At 58.7% G+C, this 22,003-nt stretch carries 20 protein-coding genes; 12 read left to right on the forward strand and 8 right to left on the reverse strand.

The window, feature by feature from the left end:
- Nucleotides 1-27 precede the first annotated feature (27 nt).
- The 5 genes from K7H94_RS21445 to K7H94_RS21465 form a co-directional block, all read right to left on the reverse strand.
- A complete protein-coding gene (locus K7H94_RS21445) occupies nucleotides 28-1,251 on the reverse strand; it encodes an MFS transporter (protein ID WP_222952189.1) in 1,224 nt (407 codons plus the stop codon).
- Between the two features lie 186 nt (nucleotides 1,252-1,437).
- Complete coding sequence (locus K7H94_RS21450) at nucleotides 1,438-2,385, reverse strand: ROK family protein (protein ID WP_222952190.1); 948 nt, start codon at nucleotides 2,383-2,385, stop codon at nucleotides 1,438-1,440.
- Entirely contained in the window at nucleotides 2,382-3,248 is an 867-nt protein-coding gene (locus tag K7H94_RS21455; protein WP_058776091.1) for an ABC transporter permease, read from the reverse strand. Before K7H94_RS21455 ends, K7H94_RS21450 begins: the two co-directional genes overlap by 4 nt.
- On the reverse strand, nucleotides 3,248-4,168 hold the full coding sequence (locus tag K7H94_RS21460; RefSeq protein ID WP_222952191.1) for an ABC transporter permease: 921 nt from the start codon (nucleotides 4,166-4,168) through the stop codon (nucleotides 3,248-3,250). Before K7H94_RS21460 ends, K7H94_RS21455 begins: the two co-directional genes overlap by 1 nt.
- A gap of 18 nt (nucleotides 4,169-4,186) precedes the next feature.
- Nucleotides 4,187-5,722, reverse strand: a complete 1,536-nt coding sequence (locus tag K7H94_RS21465) for an ABC transporter substrate-binding protein (protein ID WP_222952192.1) — start codon at nucleotides 5,720-5,722, stop codon at nucleotides 4,187-4,189.
- Nucleotides 5,723-6,007: 285 nt separating this feature from the next.
- Between K7H94_RS21465 and K7H94_RS21470 the strand changes: the two genes are divergently transcribed.
- The 4 genes from K7H94_RS21470 (at nucleotide 6,008) to K7H94_RS21485 (ending at nucleotide 11,187) form a co-directional block, all read left to right on the forward strand.
- Nucleotides 6,008-7,141, forward strand: coding sequence for an ROK family transcriptional regulator (locus K7H94_RS21470; RefSeq protein WP_222952193.1), 1,134 nt, complete (start codon nucleotides 6,008-6,010; stop codon nucleotides 7,139-7,141).
- An 11-nt stretch (nucleotides 7,142-7,152) separates the two neighbouring features.
- Nucleotides 7,153-8,595, forward strand: a complete 1,443-nt coding sequence (locus K7H94_RS21475; RefSeq protein WP_222952194.1) for a M81 family metallopeptidase — start codon at nucleotides 7,153-7,155, stop codon at nucleotides 8,593-8,595.
- Nucleotides 8,592-10,388: an ABC transporter ATP-binding protein gene (locus K7H94_RS21480; protein WP_222952195.1), complete on the forward strand. Its 1,797-nt coding sequence runs from the start codon at nucleotides 8,592-8,594 to the stop codon at nucleotides 10,386-10,388. Before K7H94_RS21475 ends, K7H94_RS21480 begins: the two co-directional genes overlap by 4 nt.
- Nucleotides 10,389-10,467: 79 nt before the next feature.
- Nucleotides 10,468-11,187: a GNAT family N-acetyltransferase gene (locus K7H94_RS21485; protein WP_222952196.1), complete on the forward strand. Its 720-nt coding sequence runs from the start codon at nucleotides 10,468-10,470 to the stop codon at nucleotides 11,185-11,187.
- Here K7H94_RS21485 and K7H94_RS21490 read toward each other — a convergent pair.
- Nucleotides 11,156-12,325, reverse strand: coding sequence for an ROK family transcriptional regulator (locus K7H94_RS21490; protein WP_058759002.1), 1,170 nt, complete (start codon nucleotides 12,323-12,325; stop codon nucleotides 11,156-11,158). The genes K7H94_RS21485 and K7H94_RS21490 overlap by 32 nt on opposite strands.
- A gap of 264 nt (nucleotides 12,326-12,589) precedes the next feature.
- Between K7H94_RS21490 and K7H94_RS21495 the strand changes: the two genes are divergently transcribed.
- Genes K7H94_RS21495 through K7H94_RS21515 form a run of 5 tightly spaced genes read left to right on the forward strand, consistent with a single transcriptional unit; the run spans nucleotide 12,590 to nucleotide 17,614 of the window.
- Complete coding sequence (locus K7H94_RS21495) at nucleotides 12,590-13,828, forward strand: extracellular solute-binding protein (RefSeq protein ID WP_222952197.1); 1,239 nt, start codon at nucleotides 12,590-12,592, stop codon at nucleotides 13,826-13,828.
- A gap of 9 nt (nucleotides 13,829-13,837) precedes the next feature.
- Nucleotides 13,838-14,749, forward strand: coding sequence for a carbohydrate ABC transporter permease (locus K7H94_RS21500; RefSeq protein WP_021508901.1), 912 nt, complete (start codon nucleotides 13,838-13,840; stop codon nucleotides 14,747-14,749).
- Nucleotides 14,739-15,578: a carbohydrate ABC transporter permease gene (locus tag K7H94_RS21505; protein WP_021508900.1), complete on the forward strand. Its 840-nt coding sequence runs from the start codon at nucleotides 14,739-14,741 to the stop codon at nucleotides 15,576-15,578. The genes K7H94_RS21500 and K7H94_RS21505 overlap by 11 nt, the downstream gene beginning before the upstream one ends.
- On the forward strand, nucleotides 15,578-16,528 hold the full coding sequence (locus K7H94_RS21510) for a carbohydrate kinase family protein (RefSeq protein ID WP_420874740.1): 951 nt from the start codon (nucleotides 15,578-15,580) through the stop codon (nucleotides 16,526-16,528). The genes K7H94_RS21505 and K7H94_RS21510 overlap by 1 nt, the downstream gene beginning before the upstream one ends.
- Before the next feature lie 3 nt (nucleotides 16,529-16,531).
- Nucleotides 16,532-17,614: an ABC transporter ATP-binding protein gene (locus tag K7H94_RS21515; protein ID WP_058776100.1), complete on the forward strand. Its 1,083-nt coding sequence runs from the start codon at nucleotides 16,532-16,534 to the stop codon at nucleotides 17,612-17,614.
- 118 nt (nucleotides 17,615-17,732) lie between these two features.
- On the opposite strand, the gene K7H94_RS21520 is transcribed toward K7H94_RS21515, so the two are convergent.
- Nucleotides 17,733-19,142, reverse strand: a complete 1,410-nt coding sequence (locus K7H94_RS21520; protein ID WP_222952199.1) for an MFS transporter — start codon at nucleotides 19,140-19,142, stop codon at nucleotides 17,733-17,735.
- A 115-nt stretch (nucleotides 19,143-19,257) separates the two neighbouring features.
- Between K7H94_RS21520 and K7H94_RS21525 the strand changes: the two genes are divergently transcribed.
- The 3 genes from K7H94_RS21525 to K7H94_RS21535 all read left to right on the forward strand — a co-directional run bounded on the left by K7H94_RS21525 (nucleotide 19,258) and on the right by K7H94_RS21535 (nucleotide 20,735).
- On the forward strand, nucleotides 19,258-20,112 hold the full coding sequence (locus tag K7H94_RS21525; protein WP_021508896.1) for a helix-turn-helix transcriptional regulator: 855 nt from the start codon (nucleotides 19,258-19,260) through the stop codon (nucleotides 20,110-20,112).
- A 72-nt stretch (nucleotides 20,113-20,184) separates the two neighbouring features.
- Nucleotides 20,185-20,358 carry a hypothetical protein gene (locus tag K7H94_RS21530; protein ID WP_021508895.1) on the forward strand — a complete coding sequence of 58 codons (174 nt, stop codon included), beginning with the start codon at nucleotides 20,185-20,187 and terminating at the stop codon, nucleotides 20,356-20,358.
- Nucleotides 20,359-20,387: 29 nt separating this feature from the next.
- Nucleotides 20,388-20,735, forward strand: a complete 348-nt coding sequence (locus tag K7H94_RS21535; RefSeq protein WP_021508894.1) for a hypothetical protein — start codon at nucleotides 20,388-20,390, stop codon at nucleotides 20,733-20,735.
- Between the two features lie 39 nt (nucleotides 20,736-20,774).
- On the opposite strand, the gene K7H94_RS21540 is transcribed toward K7H94_RS21535, so the two are convergent.
- A complete protein-coding gene (locus tag K7H94_RS21540; protein WP_058781047.1) occupies nucleotides 20,775-21,968 on the reverse strand; it encodes a zinc-dependent alcohol dehydrogenase in 1,194 nt (397 codons plus the stop codon).
- Nucleotides 21,969-22,003 lie beyond the last annotated feature (35 nt).

Here is a 22,003-nt window from a genome sequence, read left to right on the forward strand (position 1 = left end):
GCGGCGTTTATTCCCGCGCGGTAAAAATTATTTTATGGCGAGCGCCGGCGTCCGGCGCGCATCGCGCACCGCAATGGCATGAATCAGCAGCCCCAGCACGGACAGAATGGCCCCAACCCAGCCAGTGGACTGCCAGCCCAGCCCGGCGGAAATGGTGATGCCGCCGAGCCACGCCCCCAGCGCGTTGGCAATGTTAAACGCTGAGTGATTAAGTGCGGCCGCCAGGGTTTGTGCATCACCGGCCACGTCCATCAGGCGGATTTGTAGCACGCTTCCCAGCGCCACCATGGTACCGACCAGCATCACGTTAAGCGCGCCCGCCAGCGCATAATGCGCGGCAAAAACAAATGCGCTCAATACCAGCAGCGACCACACCAGTATAATGCGGATGGTTTTCTCCAGCCCGCGATCGGCCAGACGTCCCCCGACAAGGTTGCCGATAATCATGCCAAGACCAAACAGCGCCAGTATCGCCGGTACCAGATTTTCCGGCAGGTGGGCCAGTTCCATCATGGTGGGTTTAACGTAACTGAATACCGAGAACATGCCGCCGCTGCCAATCGCGCCAATCGCCAGCGTCAGCAAGACCTGCTTGCGCGTCAGCGCCGAGAGTTCGCGCAGTGGACTGGCCTGCTTATCACCGGCCACTTTGGGTACCCAAAGCCACACCAGTAGCAGCGTCAGCAGCGCCAGTCCGCCGACGATAGCAAACGCATCACGCCAGCCAAACCACTGGCCGATGGCGGTAACGGCAGGTACGCCAATCAGATTGGCGATGGTTAATCCCAGCAGCACCATCGACACCGCCTGCGCGCGCCGCGCGCGCTCCACCAGTCCTGCCGCTACCAGCGCCGCAACGCCAAAGAAGGTGCCGTGCGGAAAGCCCGCCAGAAAACGGGCCACCAGCATCGCAGGGTAGCCCGGCACGACAGCGCTCAGCAGATTACCCAGCGCAAACAGGCCCATCAGTGTCATCAGGAAATTACGCCGTGAAGCCCGCGCGCCGAGAATAGCCAGCAGCGGCGCGCCAATCACTACGCCGAGGGCATAAATGCTGATGAGATGGCCGGCCTCAGGAATGGTGACGTTCAGGCCTTTCGCCGCATCGGGCAGCAGGCCCATGATGACAAATTCACCGGTGCCGATGGCAAATCCACCGGTGCCCAGCGCGAACAGCGCTTTTGGCACGCTGTGACGCGGCAGCGAGGCCTCGTCCGGGAGCTGAGAGAGTTGAGGTTGTACTGATGACATGTTTTTTTCCGTACCGCAGGTGAAAAAAACAGCAAAGAGGCTGGCGACAGTGTCTGTTCACCAGCCTCTTTGCTGCGGGTTTTAGCGCGTCAAGCTTAGCGCATTTAAGGTTGAATCGGGTTCAACGAAGTCTTGAGCGCAACACGGTAACCGAAAAGCGCCAGCAACGGGCGAAAGGGCAAAAGCTCAGGACGCGCTGAGCGCCTGCCGCGCCAGCAGCGCCGCGCCCACCATGCCGCCCTGATGGGCAAACTCGCCCGGCACCACCAGCGCATGCGCTGTGCTGCGCAACACGCAGCGCTGCACCGCATCATTAAGCGCAGTAATCAGCGGGGTGACCGAAGCCAGGCCGCCGCCTACCGCCACCCGTGACGCGCCGGTAATGTTAATGGTGTAGGCGAGCGGCTCACTCACCAGTTGCAGCCAGGCTTCTATCGTCTGCTGCGCCCGCGCTTCTGCCTGCTGCCAGCGGGCAATGATTTCCACGCTGCTGGCGCTTTCAGCGTGCAACACCTGATGCAGCGTTTCCAGTCCGCGCGCGCCGCCGTAGGTGTCCAGACACCCTGTCTGGCCGCACGGACACGCCTGGCGCGGCACGCGCACGCGACGATGCGCCAGCGTCACTTCCGTGAGGGTAATCGGCCCGTGGCCCCATTCGCCGGTCAGGCCGTTTTGTCCGGTGATAATGCGGCCGTCCGCCACCAGACCACCGCCCACGCCGGAACCGAGAATCGCGCCAAACACCACTTTGTGCCCTTTGCCGCTGCCGGCCTGCGCCTCGGCCAGGGCAAAGCAGTCCGCGTCGTTGTGCGCGATCACCGGCCGCTGCAGCACCTCACCCAGTTCCCGCGCCAGATTACGCCGGTGAAAAGCCGGGATGTTGCTGGCAAACATTTCGCCGGTTTGCGGTGCCACAATGCCCGCCGTAGAGATGGCGACAGCCGCCTGGCTGCTGAAATGGTTATGCTGCCCGGCGATCATCTCGCTGACTCTGGCGCAAAATGCCTGCCAGTCCGTCGCCGGGATTTTTTGCTGATCGAGCAGGGTTAGCCGATCCTGCGCATCCATCACGCCAAGCTTGATAAAGGAGCCGCCCAAATCGAGGCAGATCACGGTTGAGTGCGGGTGAGTCATAAACGTTTATCCATTACATCGCGCAGGCCGTCGCCCAGCACATTAAAACCGAGCACGGTAATCAAAATCGCCAGTCCGGGAAATAGGGAGACGTAAATATTTAGCCCGAGAAAGTTGCGGCCATCGCTCATCATGGTGCCCCACTCCGGCATCGGCGGCTGCACGCCGAGTCCGAGAAACGACAGACTGGCGGCAGAAAGCACCACCGCACCAGCCGTTAGCGTCGACTGCACAATCAGCGGGCCAATGGCGTTGCGCAGAATATAGTGCGTGATAATGCGCGGGTATCGCACGCCAAGCATATGCGCCGCTTCGATATACTCCATGTTTTTCAGTCCCAGCGTCAGGTTGCGACTCAGACGTGCATACACCGGGATCGAGAACAACGAAATGGCGATCAGCATGTTTGTCAGCCCCTCACCGAGCACGCTGACAATCAGAATCGCCAGTACGATACCGGGGAAGGCGAAAATAATATCCATCAGCCACATAATCAGCGCATCAATCTTGCGTCCGGCCAGCCCCGAGATGATGCCGAGAGGAATGCCGATCGCCATCGAGATGGCTACGCTGAGGCTGACTTCAAACAGCGTGATGCGCGCGCCATAAATGACGCGGGCAAAAATATCGCGGCCGTAATCATCGGTGCCGAACCAGTGGGCAGCGGAAGGTGCCTGCAACGTGTTCAACAGATCCTGCTCGATGGGATCCCAGTGAGTAATCAGCGGTGCAAAAAGGGCAGCCAGCACCACCAGCAGCACCAGCCCGCCTCCGGTCGTGATGGAAGGGTTGCCAAGCAAAAACCTCACGATCTGGCGGCGGCGCGCGGGCGGCGGCTGGAGAGACGTGTCGAAACTGTTCATCAGTCGAACCTTATTTTCGGGTTGAGCAGGCCAATCACTATCTCACCGACCAGATTCATCAACACCACGCCGGTTACCGCCACTAACGTTACGCCCTGAATCAACGGATAATCGCGGTATTTCACCGAATCCACCAGCAGGCGGCCAATACCCGGCCAGTTAAACACCGACTCAGTGACCACTGCACCTCCGATCAGGCTGCCAAAATTCAGCGCGACGATGGTGACAATCGGTATCAGCGCATTGCGCAGCGCGTGTTTCCAGTTAACGCTGGCCGACGATAATCCTTTGGCTCTGGCGGTACGGATGTAGTCCTGACTGAGCACATCCAGCATGCTGGAGCGCGTCATTCGCGCGATCATCGCCATCGGGAGAATCGCCAGCGTCACGGTCGGCATCACATAGTTGCGCCACGAATCAGCGCCGAGTAGCGGCAGCCAGCCGAGCTGAACCGCAAAGTAGTTCATCGCCAGCAACGCCAGCCAGAAGTTCGCAATCGAGGCACCGGCAATGGTCAGTACCATGACGATCTGATCGGGAATGCGCTGCCGGTAAATGGCCCCGGTCATGCCCGCCGGCACGCCGATGGCAATCGCCAGCAGGTACGCCAGCGCCGCCAGCGACAGCGTGTACGGCAGGCGTTCGCTGATTTCGGTCATCACTGGCCGCTGCGACTGCAGCGACAGCCCGAGATTGCCATGCAGCGCTTCACCGGCAAACCTGACGTATTGCAGCGGCAAAGGCTGATCCAGCCCGAGGCGCACGCGCATACTGTCCACCGCTTCCTGCGGCGCTTCCGGGCCGGCCATCAGGCGTGCCGGATCACCCGGCAGCGCGCGGATGGCGATAAACACGATGATCGACACACCGAAGATAATCAACGGCAACGAGAGCACCTTTTTTGCGACATACGCTTTCATATCAATCAGCCATCAGCACTATTTCTTCACGGCATCACGGACCACAATCTGGCCGCCCGGTTGCATTGTCACGCCACTGATATTTTTGCGCGTCGCATACAGGTCGTCCTGATAGTAGAGCAGCACCTGCGGGGCGAGTCCGCTGATCCGCTGCTGTGCCTGGAAATAGAGCGCTTTGCGCTGGGCATCGTCGAGCGTGGAGGCGGCGCTATCGATTAGCTCATCGGTACGTTTGTCGCTGAAGAAGCCGAGGTTAGCCCCGCCGGGCGCAAAGCTGCTGCTGTGATACAGCGGACGCAACTGCAGATCCGAGCCGTACAGCCCCGAGGACCAGGACGCCAGCACCGCGTCCGTCCCCTGCGCGGCTTTCTCTTTGGCATCGGCAAACGCCGCTTTGGCCCATACGCCGCTCTCCATCTGGCGCACGCTGAGTTTGACGCCAATTTTGCTCCACATACCCTGCAGAACCTGCGCAGTGCGTGCGTCGGGTGCCTGCACGGCAATCGACATGGCGAAGCCATCGGGATAGCCCGCTGCCTTAAGCAGGTCTTTGGCTTTCTGCACATCGTACGGATAGTCATGCAACGCTTTGTCGTAGTTGGCATCGACCGGCGCCAGCGGGGAATTGGCCGGCTGCGCATAACCAAACATCACCGCTTTTACCAGCGCCTGCTGGTCGGTCGCGAAGTTCAGCGCCTGGCGGACTCTGACATCGCTGAGGGCTTTACTCTGCGTATTGAGATCGATCCAGAATACCGCCGCGCCCGGCGACTGTTTTAACTGCACGCCGGGATTATTTTTTAACATGCCGGCAAATTGCGGCGGCACCGGGTTAATAATATCGACCTGACCGGATTGCAGCGCCATATTCATGACTGACGGCTCACTGCTCCAGGTCCATTTTATTTCGTCCGGCCCGGCAGACTTGCCCCAATAGTCCGGGTTCTTCTGCTCCAGGACAAATTCACCGGATTTATACTGCGCCAGTTTATAGGGCCCGGTACCGTCGGCTTTATTATTGATCGTGCCGGCTTTGTCAGCTTGTGGACTCACCATTAATCCCGGACCGGATGCCAGCACGGTTAAAAACGCCGGATTAATTTTCTTCAGTGTGAAGGTGACGGTTAAGTCATCTTTTTTCTGCACGTCCTGAATAAAGGTGCGAATTTTCCCACTTCCGGCGAGACCGCGCTTCGTATCCAGATGACGCTGAAAGTTTTCAACGACCGCATCGGCATTAAATGGCGTGCCATCGTGGAATTTAACGTTGGGGCGCAGCGTAAATTCCCAGTGCAGTCCGCTGTCGTCGGCATGCCAGGAGAGCGCCAGGGCCGGCATGATTTTGCCATCGTCACCGAGCCGCGTCAGGCCTTCATACATCGGGTCCAGCACCGTGCCGGTAAAGGTCGCGGTCTGATTGCCCGGGTCCATGCTGCGCGGCGGTTCGTTTTGTATAATGACCAGCTGAGCAGCCAAAACCGATGCGCTGGAAAACGACGCCAGAATACCCGCGGCAAGTGTCAGTATCCTGAAATGCTTGAGTGTGCTTTGCATGAAGGCCTCAGTGAATCAGTGACATAGAGTGAAGAGTCATTGCCCGGCAGGCAGCTGACCGTCAATGCACGCCATCGCCTGCCATACGCTTTGGTTGTGTTAACGGCAGCAGAAGAACGGGCTCGACGCTATATAAGGCACACTCTGCAAACAAAAGCCAAGATGTCAGTTCATATATTTTACTTATAACTCGATCTGCATTCAGAAAATAAACTAAATGCGCTTGAATTTGTTTTCACCGCTGATTATTGTCGGCCAGATACAGCCTATGCCGTGAGAACCCGGATGCTTAATGCTCATCAGCAACAAATTCTGCGTTTATTAATTGCTTCGCATGGCATGAGCCGCACGGCAATTGCGGAAAAAATGAAGCTGAGTAAAGCCGCAATCAGCACATTAATCAAAGAGATGCTTAGCGCAGGACTGCTTGAAGAGAGCATTCCGGAAAGTAACGGTCAGGGTCGGCCTTCGGTGTTATTAAAAATGCGTGCCGACAGCGCTTATTTTCTCGGTGCGTCGTTGCTCGGTGACGATGTGTATCTGGTGCTGACAGATATGCACGGCCGCATCCTGGCCAGCATCCACATGCCGCTGAATCCCGATCCTGCGCTGCTGGCTGGCGCGCTGGCCGCCGCCATTCCCGGCCTGCTTGCACAAAAAGGCATCTCCGCCGATCAGCTCATCGGGCTGGGCGTCACGCTTTCCGGCTTTGTGGATGAAAACCAGGCGGTGTGCGTCCAGTCTGCCCTGCTGGGCTGGAAAAACGTCCCGCTGGCGGCACTGCTTAACGCGCAAACCGGTCTGGAGGTATCACTGGAAAACGATGCCAAAGCTCTGGCGGTCAGCGAAAAGATTTTCGGCGTGGCGAAAAAGGCACGGAATTTCACCCTGATTTCCCACGGCGACGGCATTGGCTCCGCGCACTTCTTTCAGGGACAGCTGCACCGCGGCGCGCACGGTGGGGCCGGTGAAATTGCTCACTGTACCGTAGAGCCAGGCGGGCGTCCGTGCCGCTGCGGCAAACGCGGCTGCCTTGATACGCTGGCGTCGCTCACTGCGATGCGTGAAAGCATGCGTGACAAACAGCTGCCCTGCACCAGCGTTGCCGAACTGGAAGCGCTGGCGGTAAAAGGCAATAGCGCCGCGATCGCCATTCTGCACCAGGCAGGTGACGCACTTGGCCTCGCCATCGCCAATATCATTCAGATGAACGATCCGGAGATGATTATCATCGCCCATCAGCCGGATGCGTTCGACGGCCTGCTCAGAACCGTGGTGATGCAGGCGGTAGATAGTCACGTGTTGCCTTCAATCATGGGCAAGACGCCCATCGCCAGCATGGCGATTGATCAGTTGAGCTGGGCCCGCGCCGCAGCCAGTGTGGCGGCTTACCGTTTTATCGTTCACTTACCCGACTAGCGGAGTCTGTTATGCGCATTGCCTATGGTGGAATTCATACTGAATGCAGTACCTGGAATCCGGTGCTCAATTACGCCGACGACTTCCGCATCGTGCGGGGTGAAGCGATGACGACCAATCCCTATTTCGCCTTTCTGCAGGATTACGCGGCCGAGTTTCTGCCGACCTTTCACGCCCGCGCCATTGCCGGTGGGCCAGTAGCACGTGTGACTTATGATGCCTTCAAACAGGAGTTTCTCCATCGGCTCGAGGCGTATTTGCCCGTGGATGGCGTTTACCTGGCGATGCACGGCGCGGTTTATGTCGAAGGGATGGAAGACGCGGAAGGCGACTGGATTAGCGCGACGCGCGAGCTGGTCGGGCCCGATTGTCCGATTAGCGTCAGCTACGATCTGCACGGTAATGTCTCGCAGCGCATCATCGACGCGATCGATATGTTTTCGACCTATCGCACGGCACCGCATATCGATGTGGAAGATACCATGCGCCGCTCCGTCTCAATGCTGGTCAATAGCCTGCAAAGCGGCATCCGACCGGGTGTGGTGTGGGCACCGATCCCCGTGGTGCTGCCAGGCGAGCGCACCAGCACGGAAGATGAACCGGCCAAAAGCCTTTACGCCAGCCTGCCCGCGATTAACGCACTTGAACATATCTGGGATGCTTCGCTGATGGTTGGCTATGTCTGGGCGGATGAGCCACGCGCCACGGCGGCCGCCATCATGACCGGTACCGATGCCGATGTGCTGTCTGAGCAGGCGGCCAAACTGGCGCTGGCTTACTGGCAGGCGCGTGAGCAATTCGTGTTTGGCTGCGTGACCGGCAACACTGAAGAGTGCGTACGCATGGCGATTTCCAGCCCTGGCGGACCGGTGATTCTCGCCGACTCCGGTGATAACCCGACCGGCGGCGGCGTGGGCGATCGGGCCGATGTACTGGCCGAACTGCTGCGGCAAAATGCGCAGGATGTCATCGTTGCCGGCATTACCGATAAACCGGCCACTGAGGCGGCCTTCGCCGCGGGCGTCGGTGCCCGGCTCTCCCTGACTATCGGTGCCACGCTGGATCCTGCCGGCGGCAAAGTCAGCGGCGAGTTTGACGTGCTGCTGCTGAGTGATGATGCCCGTTCGGTTGCCCGCCAGGCGCTGCTGAAGATTGCAGGCATCACCGTGGTGGTTGCCGATCGGCGTCGGCCTTACCACAACCTGGCGGATTTCGCCCTGCTCGGACTCGATCCGCGCCAGGCAAAAATTGTGGTGGTAAAATCCGGTTACCTGTCGCCCGAGCTGGCGCCGATTGCCAATCCCAACCTGATGGCGCTGTCGGAAGGTGTGGTCGATCAGTACGTTGAACGGCTGGTGCGGAAACGCAAGCTGCAGCCGGCTTATCCGTTCGATACCGATTTTACCTTTGTGCCGGTCAGCACCCGCTCGGCGCGCTTTGTGGCGGCACAATGAATCGCGCTGACCCGCCGGTGCTGAGCATCGAAAATCTCACCGTCGCATTTCGCAGCGATGACCGCTGGCGTGAGGTGGTGAAAAACGTCTCTTTTACCCTCGGGGCCGGTGAAACGCTGGCGATCGTCGGTGAGTCGGGCTCAGGCAAAAGCGTTACCTCGATGGCGATCATGCGCCTGCTGAATAGCCGTCACACACGTATCAGCGGCAAAGTGCTGCTGAACGGCGTGGACTTGCTCACGCTGAGCGAACGTGCAATGCGCGATATCCGCGGCAATGCCATCGCGATGATATTCCAGGAGCCGATGACCAGCCTTAATCCGTCGTTCACTATCGGTCACCAGATTGCTGAGGCGCTGATCGCGCACCGCAAAATCAGCGCACGCGCCGCCCGCGAGGAGACCATCCGGCTGCTGGAGAAAGTGCGTATTCCCAACGCGGTCAAACGCTTCAATGATTACCCGCACCACTTTTCCGGCGGCATGCGTCAGCGCGTGATGATCGCCATGGCGCTGGCGCTGCGCCCAAAACTGCTGATTGCTGACGAGCCGACCACGGCGCTCGACGTCACGATTCAGGGTCAAATCCTTGACCTGATCAAGACCCTGCAGGAGGAGGAAGGCACCGCCGTACTGTTCATCACCCACGATATGGGCGTGGTGGCAGAAGTCGCCGACCGCACGCTGGTGATGTATCAGGGCGCGATGGTGGAAACCGGCAGCACCGCCGCGATTTTTTCAGCCCCGGCGGCAGAGTATACCCGCACGCTGATTGCAACCGTGCCGCAGCTGGGTGCCATGCGCGGCATCGATGGACCGCGTAAGTTTGCGCTCAACGGCGAAGCGCCGGTGGCGCAGGCGCGGCAGACGCCACAAGGGCAAACGCCGCTGCTGTCGGTGAAGAACCTCAGCACGCGGTTCAGCATTCACGAAGGGCTGTTCAGCCGTAAAACCGGTGCAGTGCACGCCGTGGAGAATATCTCATTTGATTTGCTGCCGGGTGAAACATTATCACTGGTCGGTGAATCCGGCTGTGGCAAATCCACCACCGGCCGCTCGCTGACGCGGCTGGTGCAGCCGGCCTCCGGACAGATTGCTTTTGATGGCAGCGACGTGCTCACCCTCTCCCGGCAAGAACTGCGCAAGCTGCGCTGCGCCATGCAGATGATTTTTCAGGATCCGTTTGCCAGCCTTAACCCGCGCATGTCAGTCCTTGAAGCCCTCACCGAACCTTTTTTACAGCATCGGCTGGGCAGTAAGGCCGCCGCACAGAGCAAAGCGGCCGAACTGATGACGCGCGTTGGCCTGCCCGCAACCATGCTGAAACGCTATCCGCACGAATTTTCCGGCGGCCAGCGTCAGCGCATCTGCATTGCCCGTGCGCTGATGCTCGATCCGAAAATGATCATTGCCGACGAGTCGGTTTCCGCCCTCGATGTCACCGTGAAAGCGCAGATCATCAATCTGCTGCTCGATCTGCAACACAGCCTGAATCTGTCGTATCTGTTTATCTCACACGATATGGCGGTAGTGGAGCGCATCAGCCAACGTGTGGCGGTGATGCTGCTGGGAGAGATTGTTGAGATTGGCCCGCGCGCGGCTATTTTTGAGAATCCGCAGCACCCTTACACACAAAAACTGCTCGCGTCGGTGCCAGTGCCCGATCCGGCGCGCCGCCATTTAAAACGGCACGTGGACGTCAGCGAGCTGAAGAGCCCGGTGCGCGCCAATGGATTTGTGCCGGAAACACGGCATTATCTGGAAGTGAGCGCCGGACACTGGGTGATGCGGTAAAACGCTGGTATAAGTGCCGATGATATTCTGGTTTCATTTACCGGACATCATGCGCGACGCCACGGCTAAGGAAATCAACGTGACACGTCATAATCATTATGGTCAGCCCATCGGTTTTGCCTTGCCGGACTGGCAACCTGCCAGCTATCCGGCAGCAGAAAATCTGTCAGGGCGCTTTTGTCATCTTGCGCCATTGCAGTTGAGCCACAGCCAGGCGCTGTTTACGGCATTTTCACTCGCCCCAGACGATCGCGACTGGACCTGGCTGGGCGCCAGCCGGCCACAGTCATTGATGGAGATGGAGAGCTGGATTGAGCATAAAATCAGCGATCGCCAGCTAGTGTGTTATGCCGTCATGGACAGGCATCAGCGTGCCGTGGGCGTGGTTTGTTTTGCAAGTATTGATATGCAGAACGGCGCGATAGAAATCGGTCACATCACCTGGTCACCGCTGATGCAGCGTAACGTCATGGGTACGGAAGCCTTGTTCCTGTTGCTGCGCCAGGCATTTGCGCTGGGCTATCGTCGCGTTGCATGGCGCTGTGATTCGTTAAACCTGGCTTCACGCCGGGCTGCCGAGCGCATTGGTTTTACCTTTGAAGGACGCTTCCGCCAGGCCATGACGCGCAAACAGCGCAATCGCGATACCGACTGGCTCTCAATGATTGATGGTGAATGGCCTGTTGTTCAGCAGGCACTTACAGCCTGGCTGGCACCAGACAATATGGATGATAACGGGTGCCAGCGGCGGACGCTGGCCGCGTTTTTCACTTCATCAGCACCTGGAACTGCGGATTAAACTCATCAAAAATTGGCAGAGCCGCTGCGCCGAGGGCGGCGGTGTCGCTGCCGGTCATGCCGGTCTTGAGTCGCGTGCCGGTCAGATAGCGGCCGCGCACCGATTGGTAGAGCGGCGGCAGGCGCTGGATAATTTTATCCAGCAACACCGCTGGCATCATGCCGCCGATAATCACGCTCTCGGCATCAAAGATACACTCCAGCATGTTTATACCCTGGCGCAGCGGCGTGAGCACAGTATCGATCCAGCGATCAAACAGCGCCGGATCAACCTGCAGTAAATCTTCCGGCAGCGCGCTCATCGGGTCCAGCCCGCAGAATTCGTAAGCGGCCTGCAGCGAAACATAACGCTCCAGGCAGCCGTGATTGCCGCAGTAACACTCACGTCCACCGGGTTCCACCACCACATGCCCCACTTCACCGGCGTTGTGCGCATGGCCGCTATACACATGGCCATCCATGATGATGCCCGCGCCCAGGCCCGTGCCAATATACAGATAAATAAAGGAATTAAGATGACGCGCCACGCCGTGAAAGCGTTCGCCAATCGCCGCGACGGTGGCATCATTCTCCAGCGTCACCGGCAGTCCGCTCATCTCAGCGAGACGCGCAGCGATATCAACGTCCTCCCAGCCGTGCAGCGTGGTCGGCCCCATTGACGAGATACCTTCCACACCAAACGGCCCCGGCATCACTACGCCAATACCCAGCACTTTTTGCCAGCGCGGCCCGGTCTGCTGTTTGATCTCCGCCAGCACTCCGGCAATGCGCGCTAATGTGGCATCCGGCTGCGGTTTTTGCACCATAATAAGGCGGCGAAAATGGATTTCACCGGTCAGGTCCACCAGCACAATCAGTAGCGTCTGATGGTCAAGATGGATGCCGATGGAAAACGCACTGGCCGGATTCAGGGTGACCGGAATCGCCGGCTGACCGCGGCCCTGCTTACGCGGCTGACGGCTGGTGAGCAGTTCCGCCTGCTCCAGTTCAGCGACAATATTCGAGACGGTTTGCGGCGTTAACGCGGTCAGTCGCGCCAGCTCGGCACGGGTCAGCTCACCGTGCAGGCGTATCGCTTCGATAATCACCCGGCGATTGTGCGCGCGCGCATGTTCCAGATTGGTTCCCGACGTTTTCATCCTGCTCGCTTCCCTCTTTTAACCACCGCTGCGGACCGCCGCCTCAATATCTATGATCGGCCACACATTTTACAACCTGTTTACCTGACAGCGGCAAAAATCTGTGCAAAGTAGTGTCGGATGGCAGCGTTGTTTTCTGCCCTGGCACGTCCCTTGCTTTAGCTCACTGCTGTCAGCCACTGCGCGCTGGCAATCTGCGCGCGATATTAAATCAATCAAATTGATTTAATTAAACACCCTCTACTGCATGAAGGCGAGAACGCAATGAAAAATCAGATGAAAGGTTGTTTTGCCGCCGTACTGTTCGCCTGCGCGGGCAGCGCGGCAGCGGCTACCACTACGCTCAACGCCCTGTTTATGACGCAGGCGGCCTACAGTGAAAACGATATCCGCGCCATGACGCAGGCGTTTCAGACAGCGCACCCGGACGTGCAGGTCAATCTGGAATTTGTTCCTTACGAAGCGCTGCACGATAAGATTGTCGCGGCACGCGGCGCGGGCGGCAACGGTTACGATGTGGTGCTGTTTGATGCCATCTGGCCGGCTGAATTCAGCAAGTTCGACCTGTTGCAGGATGTCAGCAGCCGCATCAGCGCAGATGAAAAAGAGAAAATCTTCCCCGGCGCAATGAACACCGTGGTGTTCAAAGGCAAAACACTGGGCATGCCGTGGATCCTCGACACCAAATATCTGTACTACAACAAAGCGATGCTGGAAAAAGCCGGCATCAAAGATCTGCCGCAAACCTGGCAGCAGGTGATGGATGATGCGCGCATCATTAAGCAGAAAAATATCGTTAAATATCCGCTGGTATGGAGCTGGTCACAGGCGGAAGCGCTGGTGTGTGACTACACCACGCTGGTCTCCGGTTTCGGCGGCAAATTCTATAACAACGGTAAGCTCGATTTCTCTACGCCAGCCTCGCTGCAGGCGGTGAAGCTGATGAAAAGCTCGCTCGATGAGGGCCTGACCAACCCGGCTTCGCGCGAATATCTGGAAGAGGATGTGCGCAAAGCCTTCTCCAACGGCGATGCGGCTTTCGCGCTCAACTGGACCTACATGTACAACATGGCCAACGATGCCAAACAGAGTAAAGTCGCCGGCCAGGTTGGCATCATGCCGGCACCTGGTGATGCGCCCAATCGTTTCGGCGCGGTCAACGGTTCGATGGGTCTGGGCATTGCCAAAGGCAGCAGCCATCCGGAGCAGGCGTGGCAGTACATCAGTTACATGACTTCGCAGCCGGTACAGAATAAATACGCCACGCTCAGTCTGCCGATCTGGAAAAGCTCCTACCAGGATCCCGCGGTCAGTAAGAATCAGAAGAGCCTGATCGCTGCGGCCGACAAATCGCTTAATGTCATGCTGTCGCGTCCGGAAACCGCTGATTACTCACGTCTCTCCAACACCCTGCAGCAGCAACTGCAACAGGTTCTGGTCGGCAGCGCGACGCCGGAAGCAGCTATGCAGGCGGTAGACAAAAGTGCGGCGCGTCTGCGTTAAGGGGTCAGTATGCTGAGTTTGCGTCAACGCGAACAACGGCAGGCGTGGGTGCTGCTGGCACCCATGCTACTGGTGATGCTGTTGCTCACCGCCTGGCCGCTGCTGCGCACTATCTGGCTGAGTTTTACCGACGCCGCGCTGATTGGCAGCGGCGGTGAAGCGCCGCAATGGATTGGCCTGGAGAACTATCTCTACGCCATTACCGATGCGGATTTTCAAACCTCGCTGTGGCGCACGCTCTACTTCACCGTGGTGTCGGTAGCGATTGAAGGCGTCATCGGCGTGCTGGTTGCGCTGCTGCTCAACCAGAAATTCGCCGGACGTAACGTGTTGCGCGTGCTGGTGATTCTGCCGTGGGCGCTGCCAACCATTGTGAACGCCATGATGTGGCGCCTCAATTTCAATCCGGACTACGGCAGTATCAACGCCCTGCTGACGCAGCTCGGTATCATCGATGGCTACCGCAGCTGGCTGGGATCGCCGGCTTCCGCGCTCAACGCGGTAATGTTTGCCGACATCTGGAAAAACTATCCGCTGGTGACGCTGCTGGTGCTGGCAGCACTGCAGTCGGTGCCGGAGGATCTCTACGAAGCGGCGCGGCTGGATGGCGCATCGGCATGGCGACGTTTTCGTGCCATCACCTTTCCGGCGATTGTCGGATCGCTCAGCGTGGCGCTGGTGTTACGCACCATCGACGCCTTTAAGATCTTCGACATCATCTATGTGATGACGCGCGGCGGTCCGGTCGACAGCACCAAAACGCTGAGCTTTTACGTCTATCAGGAATCCTTCAGCTACCTGCGCGCCGGCAGCGGTGCGGCTTATGCCATGTTAATGACGCTGCTGTGCGCGGTGCTGATCACCCTTTACATGCTATTACTGTGGCGGCAGCGCCGTCGGGGAAGTGCCTATGAAGGTTAAACTGCGTACCTGCGCTAAATACGCGGCGGCGCTGCTGGTGGCGCTCTCCGTCGTGGCACCGATGGGCTGGCTGTTTCTGATGAGCGTCAGCGCCACCAGCGATCTGACACGCGTGCCGCTGGAGTGGCTGCCGCGCCAGTGGGATTTCAGCCGCTACGGCAGGCTGATCTCGCTGGAACCCGGCCAGCCCGGCGCGCTGTTCCTGCATGCGCTGGGTAATAGCCTGCTGGTGGCAACCGGCGCAACGCTGGTGTGCCTGCTGCTCGCGATCCCGGCAGCGTTCAGCTTCTCGCGCTATCGCGGCCGTGACGGCTGGCTGTTCGCGTCTCTGGCCATCTATATGGTGCCGCCGGTGGCGTTTGTGCTGCCGCTCTACTTTCTGCTGCAGCAGTTCGATCTGCTCAACACCCGACCCGGTTTGATCATCGTGTACTGCTCCCTGATTCTGCCGTTTCTCACCTGGATGCTGAAAAACCAGTTTGATGCCCTGCCGCAGGATATCGAACAGGCTGCGCGTCTTGATGGACTGCGCGTCTGGCAGGTGCTGCTGCGCATTACGCTGCCGCTGGCGAAACCAGTGCTGGGCGCGGCGGCGCTGTTTGGCTGGCTGCTGGCGTGGGATGAATTTTTCTACGCCCTGCTGTTCACCAGTAACATCGCCGCGCAAACCCTGCCGGTCACCATTGCCGGCTTTACCGCAGGCCGCGCCACCGACGATGGGCTGATTGCCGCCGTCGGTATTCTGGCGTCGGTTCCTCCTCTCTTTATCGCTATCTGGCTGCAAAAAACGCTGGTCAGCGGCCTTGCCAGTGGCGGGAGCAAAGGATGATGAGCAATAAGGAAGCCCGCGCCACGCTCTACGTGGTGGGCAATATCAATGTCGATGTCATCATGGGTACGCTGGACAGCTGGCCGCAGCGCGGCACCGAAGTGATGCTGCAGCACAGTGAGCTGCGTCCGGGCGGTTCGGCGGGCAACTGCGCGCTGGCGCTGGAAGCGATGCAGGTGCGCCATCGCGCCGTCGCTAATCAGGGCGATGACGGCCTCAGCGCATGGCTGGCGAGCCATTTTCCGCACAGCGCGGCGCACTGGACGCGCTACGCCTGCGAAACCTCGCTCACCGTTGGCGTCACGCACTCCGATCACGAGCGATCGTTCCTCAGTAATCTCGGTCACATTGTGCGGCTCAGCGCGCAGGACGTGCTGAGCCAGCTCCCGGCGCAAGCCAGCAGCGGCGATATCGTGCTGTTGTGCGGCACGTTTCTCTGCCTGCAACTGTATGAGGACTATCCGCAGTTACTGGCCGAACTGCAGCAGCGCGGGTTTATCACTGCCGTCGATACCGGCTGGCCGCCGCAGGGCTGGAGCGATGAAGTGCATGCGCAGATCGCCCGCTGGCTGCCGCAGTGCGACTGGCTGTTGCTCAATGAAGTCGAAACGCTCGGGCTGAGTGGCGCAGATAATCTGCACACCGGTGCGCATCTTCTGGCGCAACGGCTCAGCGGGCGCGGCGGCTGCGTGGTGAAATGCGGTGCGCAGGGCGCGGGCTGCTGGCAACGTCAGCACAGCCTGCAACAGCCCGCTCGCGCGGTCGCGGTGGTCGACACCATCGGTGCCGGCGACAGCTTTAACGCCGGTTTTCTTACCGCGCTGCTGCATCAGCAGGATCTTGCCACCGCGCTGCAATGGGGCATTGCGGTGGCCTCACTGGCAATCAGCACGCAGCCACGTCGCTATCCCGACTGGCAACAACTGCAACTATGCGCACAGGAGTTTTAAATTATGGCCGGTGTTGAACTCGTTAAAGTGGCCAAGCGCTACGGTAAACAGTCGGTGCTGCATCCGCTCGACCTGACCATTCCCGACGGCAGCTTTACCGTGCTGGTTGGCCCGTCCGGCTGCGGCAAGTCGACGCTGTTGCGCCTGCTCGCCGGACTGGAGAGCCTGTCCGACGGCGCGATTCTGATGGATAAAGTGCAGATTAACGATCGCGATCCCGCCGATCGCGACATTGCGATGGTGTTTCAGAGTTATGCGCTCTATCCGCATCTGACGGTGGCCGAAAACCTGGCATTCCATATGCAGGTGAAGAAGGTACGCCGCGATGAGCAGCAGCAGAAAATCGCGCGCATCGCCGCGATTCTTGGCATTGATAAGCTGCTGCAGCGCTACCCGCGCGCTCTCTCGGGTGGGCAGCGTCAGCGCGTGGCGATGGGCCGCGCCATGGTGCGTAATCCGCAGGTGTTTCTGTTTGACGAACCGCTCTCTAACCTTGATGCCCAGCTGCGCATGGAGCTGCGCGCCGAGATCAAGTCGCTGCATCAGCGTTTCAAAACCACCATGGTGTATGTCACGCACGATCAGGTAGAAGCGATGACGCTGGCCGACCAGATTGTGGTGATGAAAGAGGGACGCATCGTGCAACAGGGCGCACCGCTGGCGATCTACGATCGTCCGGCAGATACCTTTGTGGCGCGTTTTATTGGTTCGCCGCCCATGAACCTGTTACCGGCACAATTGCTGACGCATGACGGCGTGCCGGGCGTGCAGTGTCAGGACTGGTGGCAACCGCTGCCCGCGCAGTGGCAGGCGGTGGCGCGGGAACGTGAAGGCGCTGCCGTGACGCTGGGGGTGCGCCCGCACGATCTGTGCGAAGTGCAGGACGGCGCGCCTGCGCGGGTGAACGTGGTGGAGATTACCGGGGAATCAACTCTGCTGCACCTTGACTGGCACGGTCATGCGCTGCATATGCAGATGGCCGGCCGGCATGCAGCCGGCAGCGGCGCGACGCTGCGCATCGGTTTCAATCCGCAAAAAATTCATCTGTTCGATGCCGAAAGTGGTTTACGCCTGGCGGAAAAGTAAGCGCGAAGCGGTTTTCAGGTGCCGGGGCGCATCAATGCGCACCCGGCCCAAAACCTGTTATTACCTTGCAGGGTCAGCGTTTACAGTGACCAGACGGGCTGACTTTTTCCCTCCGGCGTCAGCCTTCAGCCGTCGCCGGAGGGAACGTCCGGCGGTTGACGCTGGTCAGCACCACCAGCAGTGCCATCATCAGCAACTCCACCGCCAGCGTACCGCTGATGGCTGCCAGATGATTACCATGCTGATTGATCTGGGTGAACACGCCGCCGAGCAGCATCGGTCCCAGTCCCAGCGCCGATTGCTGCACGGTAGACAGCACCGCACTGCCTGCGCCGGCCTGATGATGCGGCACCCCGCTCATGCCAATCCGGTAGAAGGTGCTGACAATAAACGACTGGCCAAAGCCAATCAGCGCGGTAGCCGGAATCAACGTAGCAATGCCCACCTGCGGCCACTTCAGCTGCAGCGTCGCGATCAGCGCCACCAGCCCGACCATCTGAATCGCACAGCCAGACAGTAACGTGGCACGTTTACCATAGCGCTCAACCATGCGGGTAGTACGCATTGAGCCGATAAAATAGGCCGCACCCAGGGCAATAAACGCGTTGCCGGACTGGAAAGCGGTCATGCCGATGCCGGATTGCAGCGTCAGCGCCACCGCGAACATAAAGCCGCTCCAGCAGGAGAAGAACAGCACCGCCAGCGTCAGACCAAAACGCACGCTGGAAAGACGCAGCAGCGAGGGTGGCAGCAGCGGCGATCCGCCAGCGGCTTCCAGTCGCAGCGCGCTGTGGCGCAGTCGATGCAGAAACAACGGAAACAGCGCCAGCAGTAACAGGCACGGCCACGACCAGTGCAGCAGCGGCCCCAGTGCCAGGGCCAGCATCAGACAGCCGATCGCGCCAGCCAGCAGCAGCGTACCGCTCACATCCACCGGCACGCGCTTGAGGTTATGCGTTTCCGGCACGAAGCGGCGCGCGGTTAGCAGGACGAACAGGCAGATCGGCAGGTTGATGAGAAACACGCTGCGCCAGCCGTAGCCGCCAATATCGGCTTTGATCAAAAAACCGCCCAGCACCTGGCCAATAATAAAAGCCAGCCCGCCGATACCGCCGTACAGGCCAATCGCCCGCGCATGTGCCCTGCCCTGCAGCGTAACGTGCAGCGTGGCGAGAATCTGCGGCACCATAAAAGCGGCACCGACGCCCTGCAGCGCGCGCGCAAACATCAGCATGCCGACGCTGTTAGCGATGCCGCACAATAATGACGCAATGCCAAAGATCCACACGCCGGCAAGAAACACGCGACGGCGGCCAAAGTTATCGCCCAGGCGTCCGCCCATCGCCAGACAAATAGCAAAAGCGATACCGTACACCGCCACGATCAGCGCCAGCGCGATCGGCGAGGCACGCAGCGATTGCGCCATCGCATCCAGCGCGACGTTGACTATGGAAAAGTCGATCATCGGCAATAGCTGCCCGGCCAGCAGGACCACCAGTCCTGCACGTTGAAGTTGCGATGTCTGCATAGCGTTAACCTTGTTTTTAGTTTCACTACGGCATAGCATCACCTAACCATTAAACGGGTACCAGTTCTTGATTATCATGGTATAAATTCTACCCGTCTCGTCTGGAGAGCTGCTGATGAGCACCGCGCAAACCCTTACCCCCGCTGAGCTGAACAACCGTAAATTACTCGGTACCTTTTTACGTACGCGCCGTGAGAGCCTGGATCCTAACCGCCTCGGTTTACCGCGCATGCGTCAGCGCCGCACGCCGGGTTTACGCCGTGAAGAGGTAGCGCAGCTGGCGGATGTCGGCGTCACCTGGTACACCTGGCTGGAACAGGGGCGCGATATCAAAGCCTCCACCAAAACGCTGACGGCCATCGCCAGCGCCCTGCAATGCAATGATGTTGAGACGCAGCATCTTTTCTCGCTGGCCGGACACACTCTGCCATCGACGCGCGTCGCTGCTGCCTGCTGCAAACTCGCCGGACATAATCAGCAAATGCTGGATGCCATTCAGCTGCCGGCGATCATCGAAACGCCGCGCTTCGATATTCTCGGCTATAACCAGGCGTGGTGTGCGCTGATGGGCGTCGATTTAGCCCAGATCGCGCCGGAAGATCGCAACTGTATCTGGCTGGCGTTCAACCATGCCGGCTGGCGTAACGTGATGACCGACTGGGACGAAGTAATGCCACAGATGGTGGCGATGTTTCGCGGTCAGATGGGCGAGCATCTGGGCGATCCGCACTGGGAAAGCTTTCTGGCGCGATTGCTGAACAGTTCCGATGAGTTCGCGCACACCTGGCAGCGCTACGAACTGGGCAAGGTAGAAAACCGCGTGAAACGCTTTTACCGTGCCGAAGTGGGCGAAATGACCCTGCGCCAGAACAACTGGTGGTCGGCGTCACGCAACGGCGACCGCCTGCTGGTGTATGTGCCGGATGATGCCGCCAGCGCAGCGGCGCTGCAGCAACTGATTAATCCCTGAATCACCTGCGCTATCCCCAACCTTATTTATCCTGACTATGCTTATCAGACGATAATAAATTCAGGAGAGCGCATGAAACTACTTTATTTCGTTTCGCTTATTGCTGCAGCCGGTTATTTACTGGCTTTCTTACCTAAACTGCGCACCCGTCGCGAGCCTGTGGCTTATTGGGGGTGCTGGGCTTATTTAGGTCTGAACGCGGTATATTGGGCAGTATTTGCGTTTCGCTATTATTTTCTGCGCTAACCGTGGTAACGTCATGAAGGAGTTATGTTATGTCAGAAAACAATCGCGATCGGATGCCCTATTTACTCTATTTTTCCCGTCAGCGTTTACTGGTGGAAAATATCGATGGCCACATCGTTGATATTGGCGGTGCGGAAAGAGTGGGCGATCGTTATCGCTGGCAGCTGGACGGTAAAGATGCCGGGGGAGAAACGGAGCAGGAAGTGGACGAATTACTGGCCGAGGTGGAAAAACACCTGAGCTTTTTGTTCGTCGATGGCCAGTTTACCAGCCTGCCCGATGTCAGTGCTGATTATGGCGATCGGCTGGATAACGCGCCCTCACGGCAAATTGCACTACCCGAGCTCAACGACCGCGATGAAGATATCGTGCGTTAAGCCACGGAAGCAGGCTGCCGTCAGGCAGCCTGTCAGTACTCAGGCCGCTGGCGTGGTACTGGCCATACCGGGCACCAGAATCACTTTGCGGCAATCCTCTTTACGTTTTTCAAAGATTTCATAGCCGCGCGCGGCCTCTTCCAGCGGCATATGGTGCGTCACAATCTCTTCCGGCGTCAGCAGCCCTTGCTCAATCAGCGACAGCAGGCGCGGTAAATAGGCCTGCACATGCGTCTGGCCCATTTTAAACGTCAGTCCTTTATCGAATGCATCGCCAAACAGGAAGCCGTGGATAAAGCCGGCATACACGCCCGGCACGCTGACCACACCGCCACGGCGCACTGCCGCAATACACTGCCGCAGCGCCTTCCCGCTGCTGCCCTCCAGCTTCAGATTACTCATCACCGTTTCCGTCAGGCTGCCTTTGGCTTCAAAACCTACCGCATCGATTACCGCATCAACGCCCCGGTGGCCCTGGGTATGATCAATGATCCAGCCAGCAGGATCGTCGATTTCATCAAAATTGATCGGCGTAACTCCATAACGCTGGCGGGCAAATTCCAGTCGATAAGCGTTGTGGTCAATCATAAAGATCTCTTCCGCACCAACCAGACGCGCGCAGGCGGCGCTCAGTAACCCGACCGGGCCGGCGCCAAAAATGGCGACGCTGGAGCCTTTATCCAGCCCGGCATTTTGCACTGCCTGCCAGGCGGTGGGCAGGATATCGGAGAGAAACAGCACTTTCTCATCCGGTAGCGCCAGCGGCACTTTAAACGGCCCGACATTGGCTTTTGGCACCCGTACATATTCCGCCTGGCCGCCCGGCACGCCACCGTACAGTTTGCTGTAGCCAAATAACGCTGCAGGCGGGGTAATATTTTTCTTGTTTAAAATAGCACCGCGCCCGCTATTGGTATTTTCACAGGCTGCATACTGATGCAGATGACAAAAGAAACAGTCGCCACAGGCAATAACAAAGGGCACCACAACGCGATCACCAATTTTTACGTTGGTAACCTCACTCCCCGCTTCGACCACTTCACCCATAAATTCGTGACCAAATATATCACCGTGATCGGTACCGGGAATTTTCCCGCGATAAAGATGTAAGTCGGAGCCGCAAATTGCCGTCGCGGTGACGCGTAAAATAATGTCGTCCGGCTGCTCTAAAATCGGGTCAGGAACAGTTTCAACGCGCACCCGATGTGGGCCATGATAAGTTAACGCTTTCATAATCGGCTCCTCATAAATAAGCGTAACGAAAGGCT

Origin of the sequence: Pantoea dispersa (assembly GCF_019890955.1) — a bacterium.
Lineage (GTDB): Bacteria > Pseudomonadota > Gammaproteobacteria > Enterobacterales > Enterobacteriaceae > Pantoea > Pantoea dispersa.

Bases quoted from the DNA above. Each gene is read 5' to 3' on its own strand.
- K7H94_RS21445 (WP_222952189.1), bottom strand. From the start codon at position 1,251: ATGTCATCAGTACAACCTCAACTCTCTCAGCTCCCGGACGAGGCCTCG.
- K7H94_RS21450 (WP_222952190.1), bottom strand. From the start codon at position 2,385: ATGACTCACCCGCACTCAACCGTGATCTGCCTCGATTTGGGCGGCTCC.
- K7H94_RS21455 (WP_058776091.1), bottom strand. From the start codon at position 3,248: ATGAACAGTTTCGACACGTCTCTCCAGCCGCCGCCCGCGCGCCGCCGC.
- K7H94_RS21460 (WP_222952191.1), bottom strand. From the start codon at position 4,168: ATGAAAGCGTATGTCGCAAAAAAGGTGCTCTCGTTGCCGTTGATTATC.
- K7H94_RS21465 (WP_222952192.1), bottom strand. From the start codon at position 5,722: ATGCAAAGCACACTCAAGCATTTCAGGATACTGACACTTGCCGCGGGT.
- K7H94_RS21470 (WP_222952193.1), top strand. From the start codon at position 6,008: ATGCTTAATGCTCATCAGCAACAAATTCTGCGTTTATTAATTGCTTCG.
- K7H94_RS21475 (WP_222952194.1), top strand. From the start codon at position 7,153: ATGCGCATTGCCTATGGTGGAATTCATACTGAATGCAGTACCTGGAAT.
- K7H94_RS21480 (WP_222952195.1), top strand. From the start codon at position 8,592: ATGAATCGCGCTGACCCGCCGGTGCTGAGCATCGAAAATCTCACCGTC.
- K7H94_RS21490 (WP_058759002.1), bottom strand. From the start codon at position 12,325: ATGAAAACGTCGGGAACCAATCTGGAACATGCGCGCGCGCACAATCGC.
- K7H94_RS21495 (WP_222952197.1), top strand. From the start codon at position 12,590: ATGAAAAATCAGATGAAAGGTTGTTTTGCCGCCGTACTGTTCGCCTGC.
- K7H94_RS21500 (WP_021508901.1), top strand. From the start codon at position 13,838: ATGCTGAGTTTGCGTCAACGCGAACAACGGCAGGCGTGGGTGCTGCTG.
- K7H94_RS21505 (WP_021508900.1), top strand. From the start codon at position 14,739: ATGAAGGTTAAACTGCGTACCTGCGCTAAATACGCGGCGGCGCTGCTG.
- K7H94_RS21510 (WP_420874740.1), top strand. From the start codon at position 15,578: ATGAGCAATAAGGAAGCCCGCGCCACGCTCTACGTGGTGGGCAATATC.
- K7H94_RS21515 (WP_058776100.1), top strand. From the start codon at position 16,532: ATGGCCGGTGTTGAACTCGTTAAAGTGGCCAAGCGCTACGGTAAACAG.
- K7H94_RS21520 (WP_222952199.1), bottom strand. From the start codon at position 19,142: ATGCAGACATCGCAACTTCAACGTGCAGGACTGGTGGTCCTGCTGGCC.
- K7H94_RS21525 (WP_021508896.1), top strand. From the start codon at position 19,258: ATGAGCACCGCGCAAACCCTTACCCCCGCTGAGCTGAACAACCGTAAA.
- K7H94_RS21530 (WP_021508895.1), top strand. From the start codon at position 20,185: ATGAAACTACTTTATTTCGTTTCGCTTATTGCTGCAGCCGGTTATTTA.
- K7H94_RS21535 (WP_021508894.1), top strand. From the start codon at position 20,388: ATGTCAGAAAACAATCGCGATCGGATGCCCTATTTACTCTATTTTTCC.
- K7H94_RS21540 (WP_058781047.1), bottom strand. From the start codon at position 21,968: ATGAAAGCGTTAACTTATCATGGCCCACATCGGGTGCGCGTTGAAACT.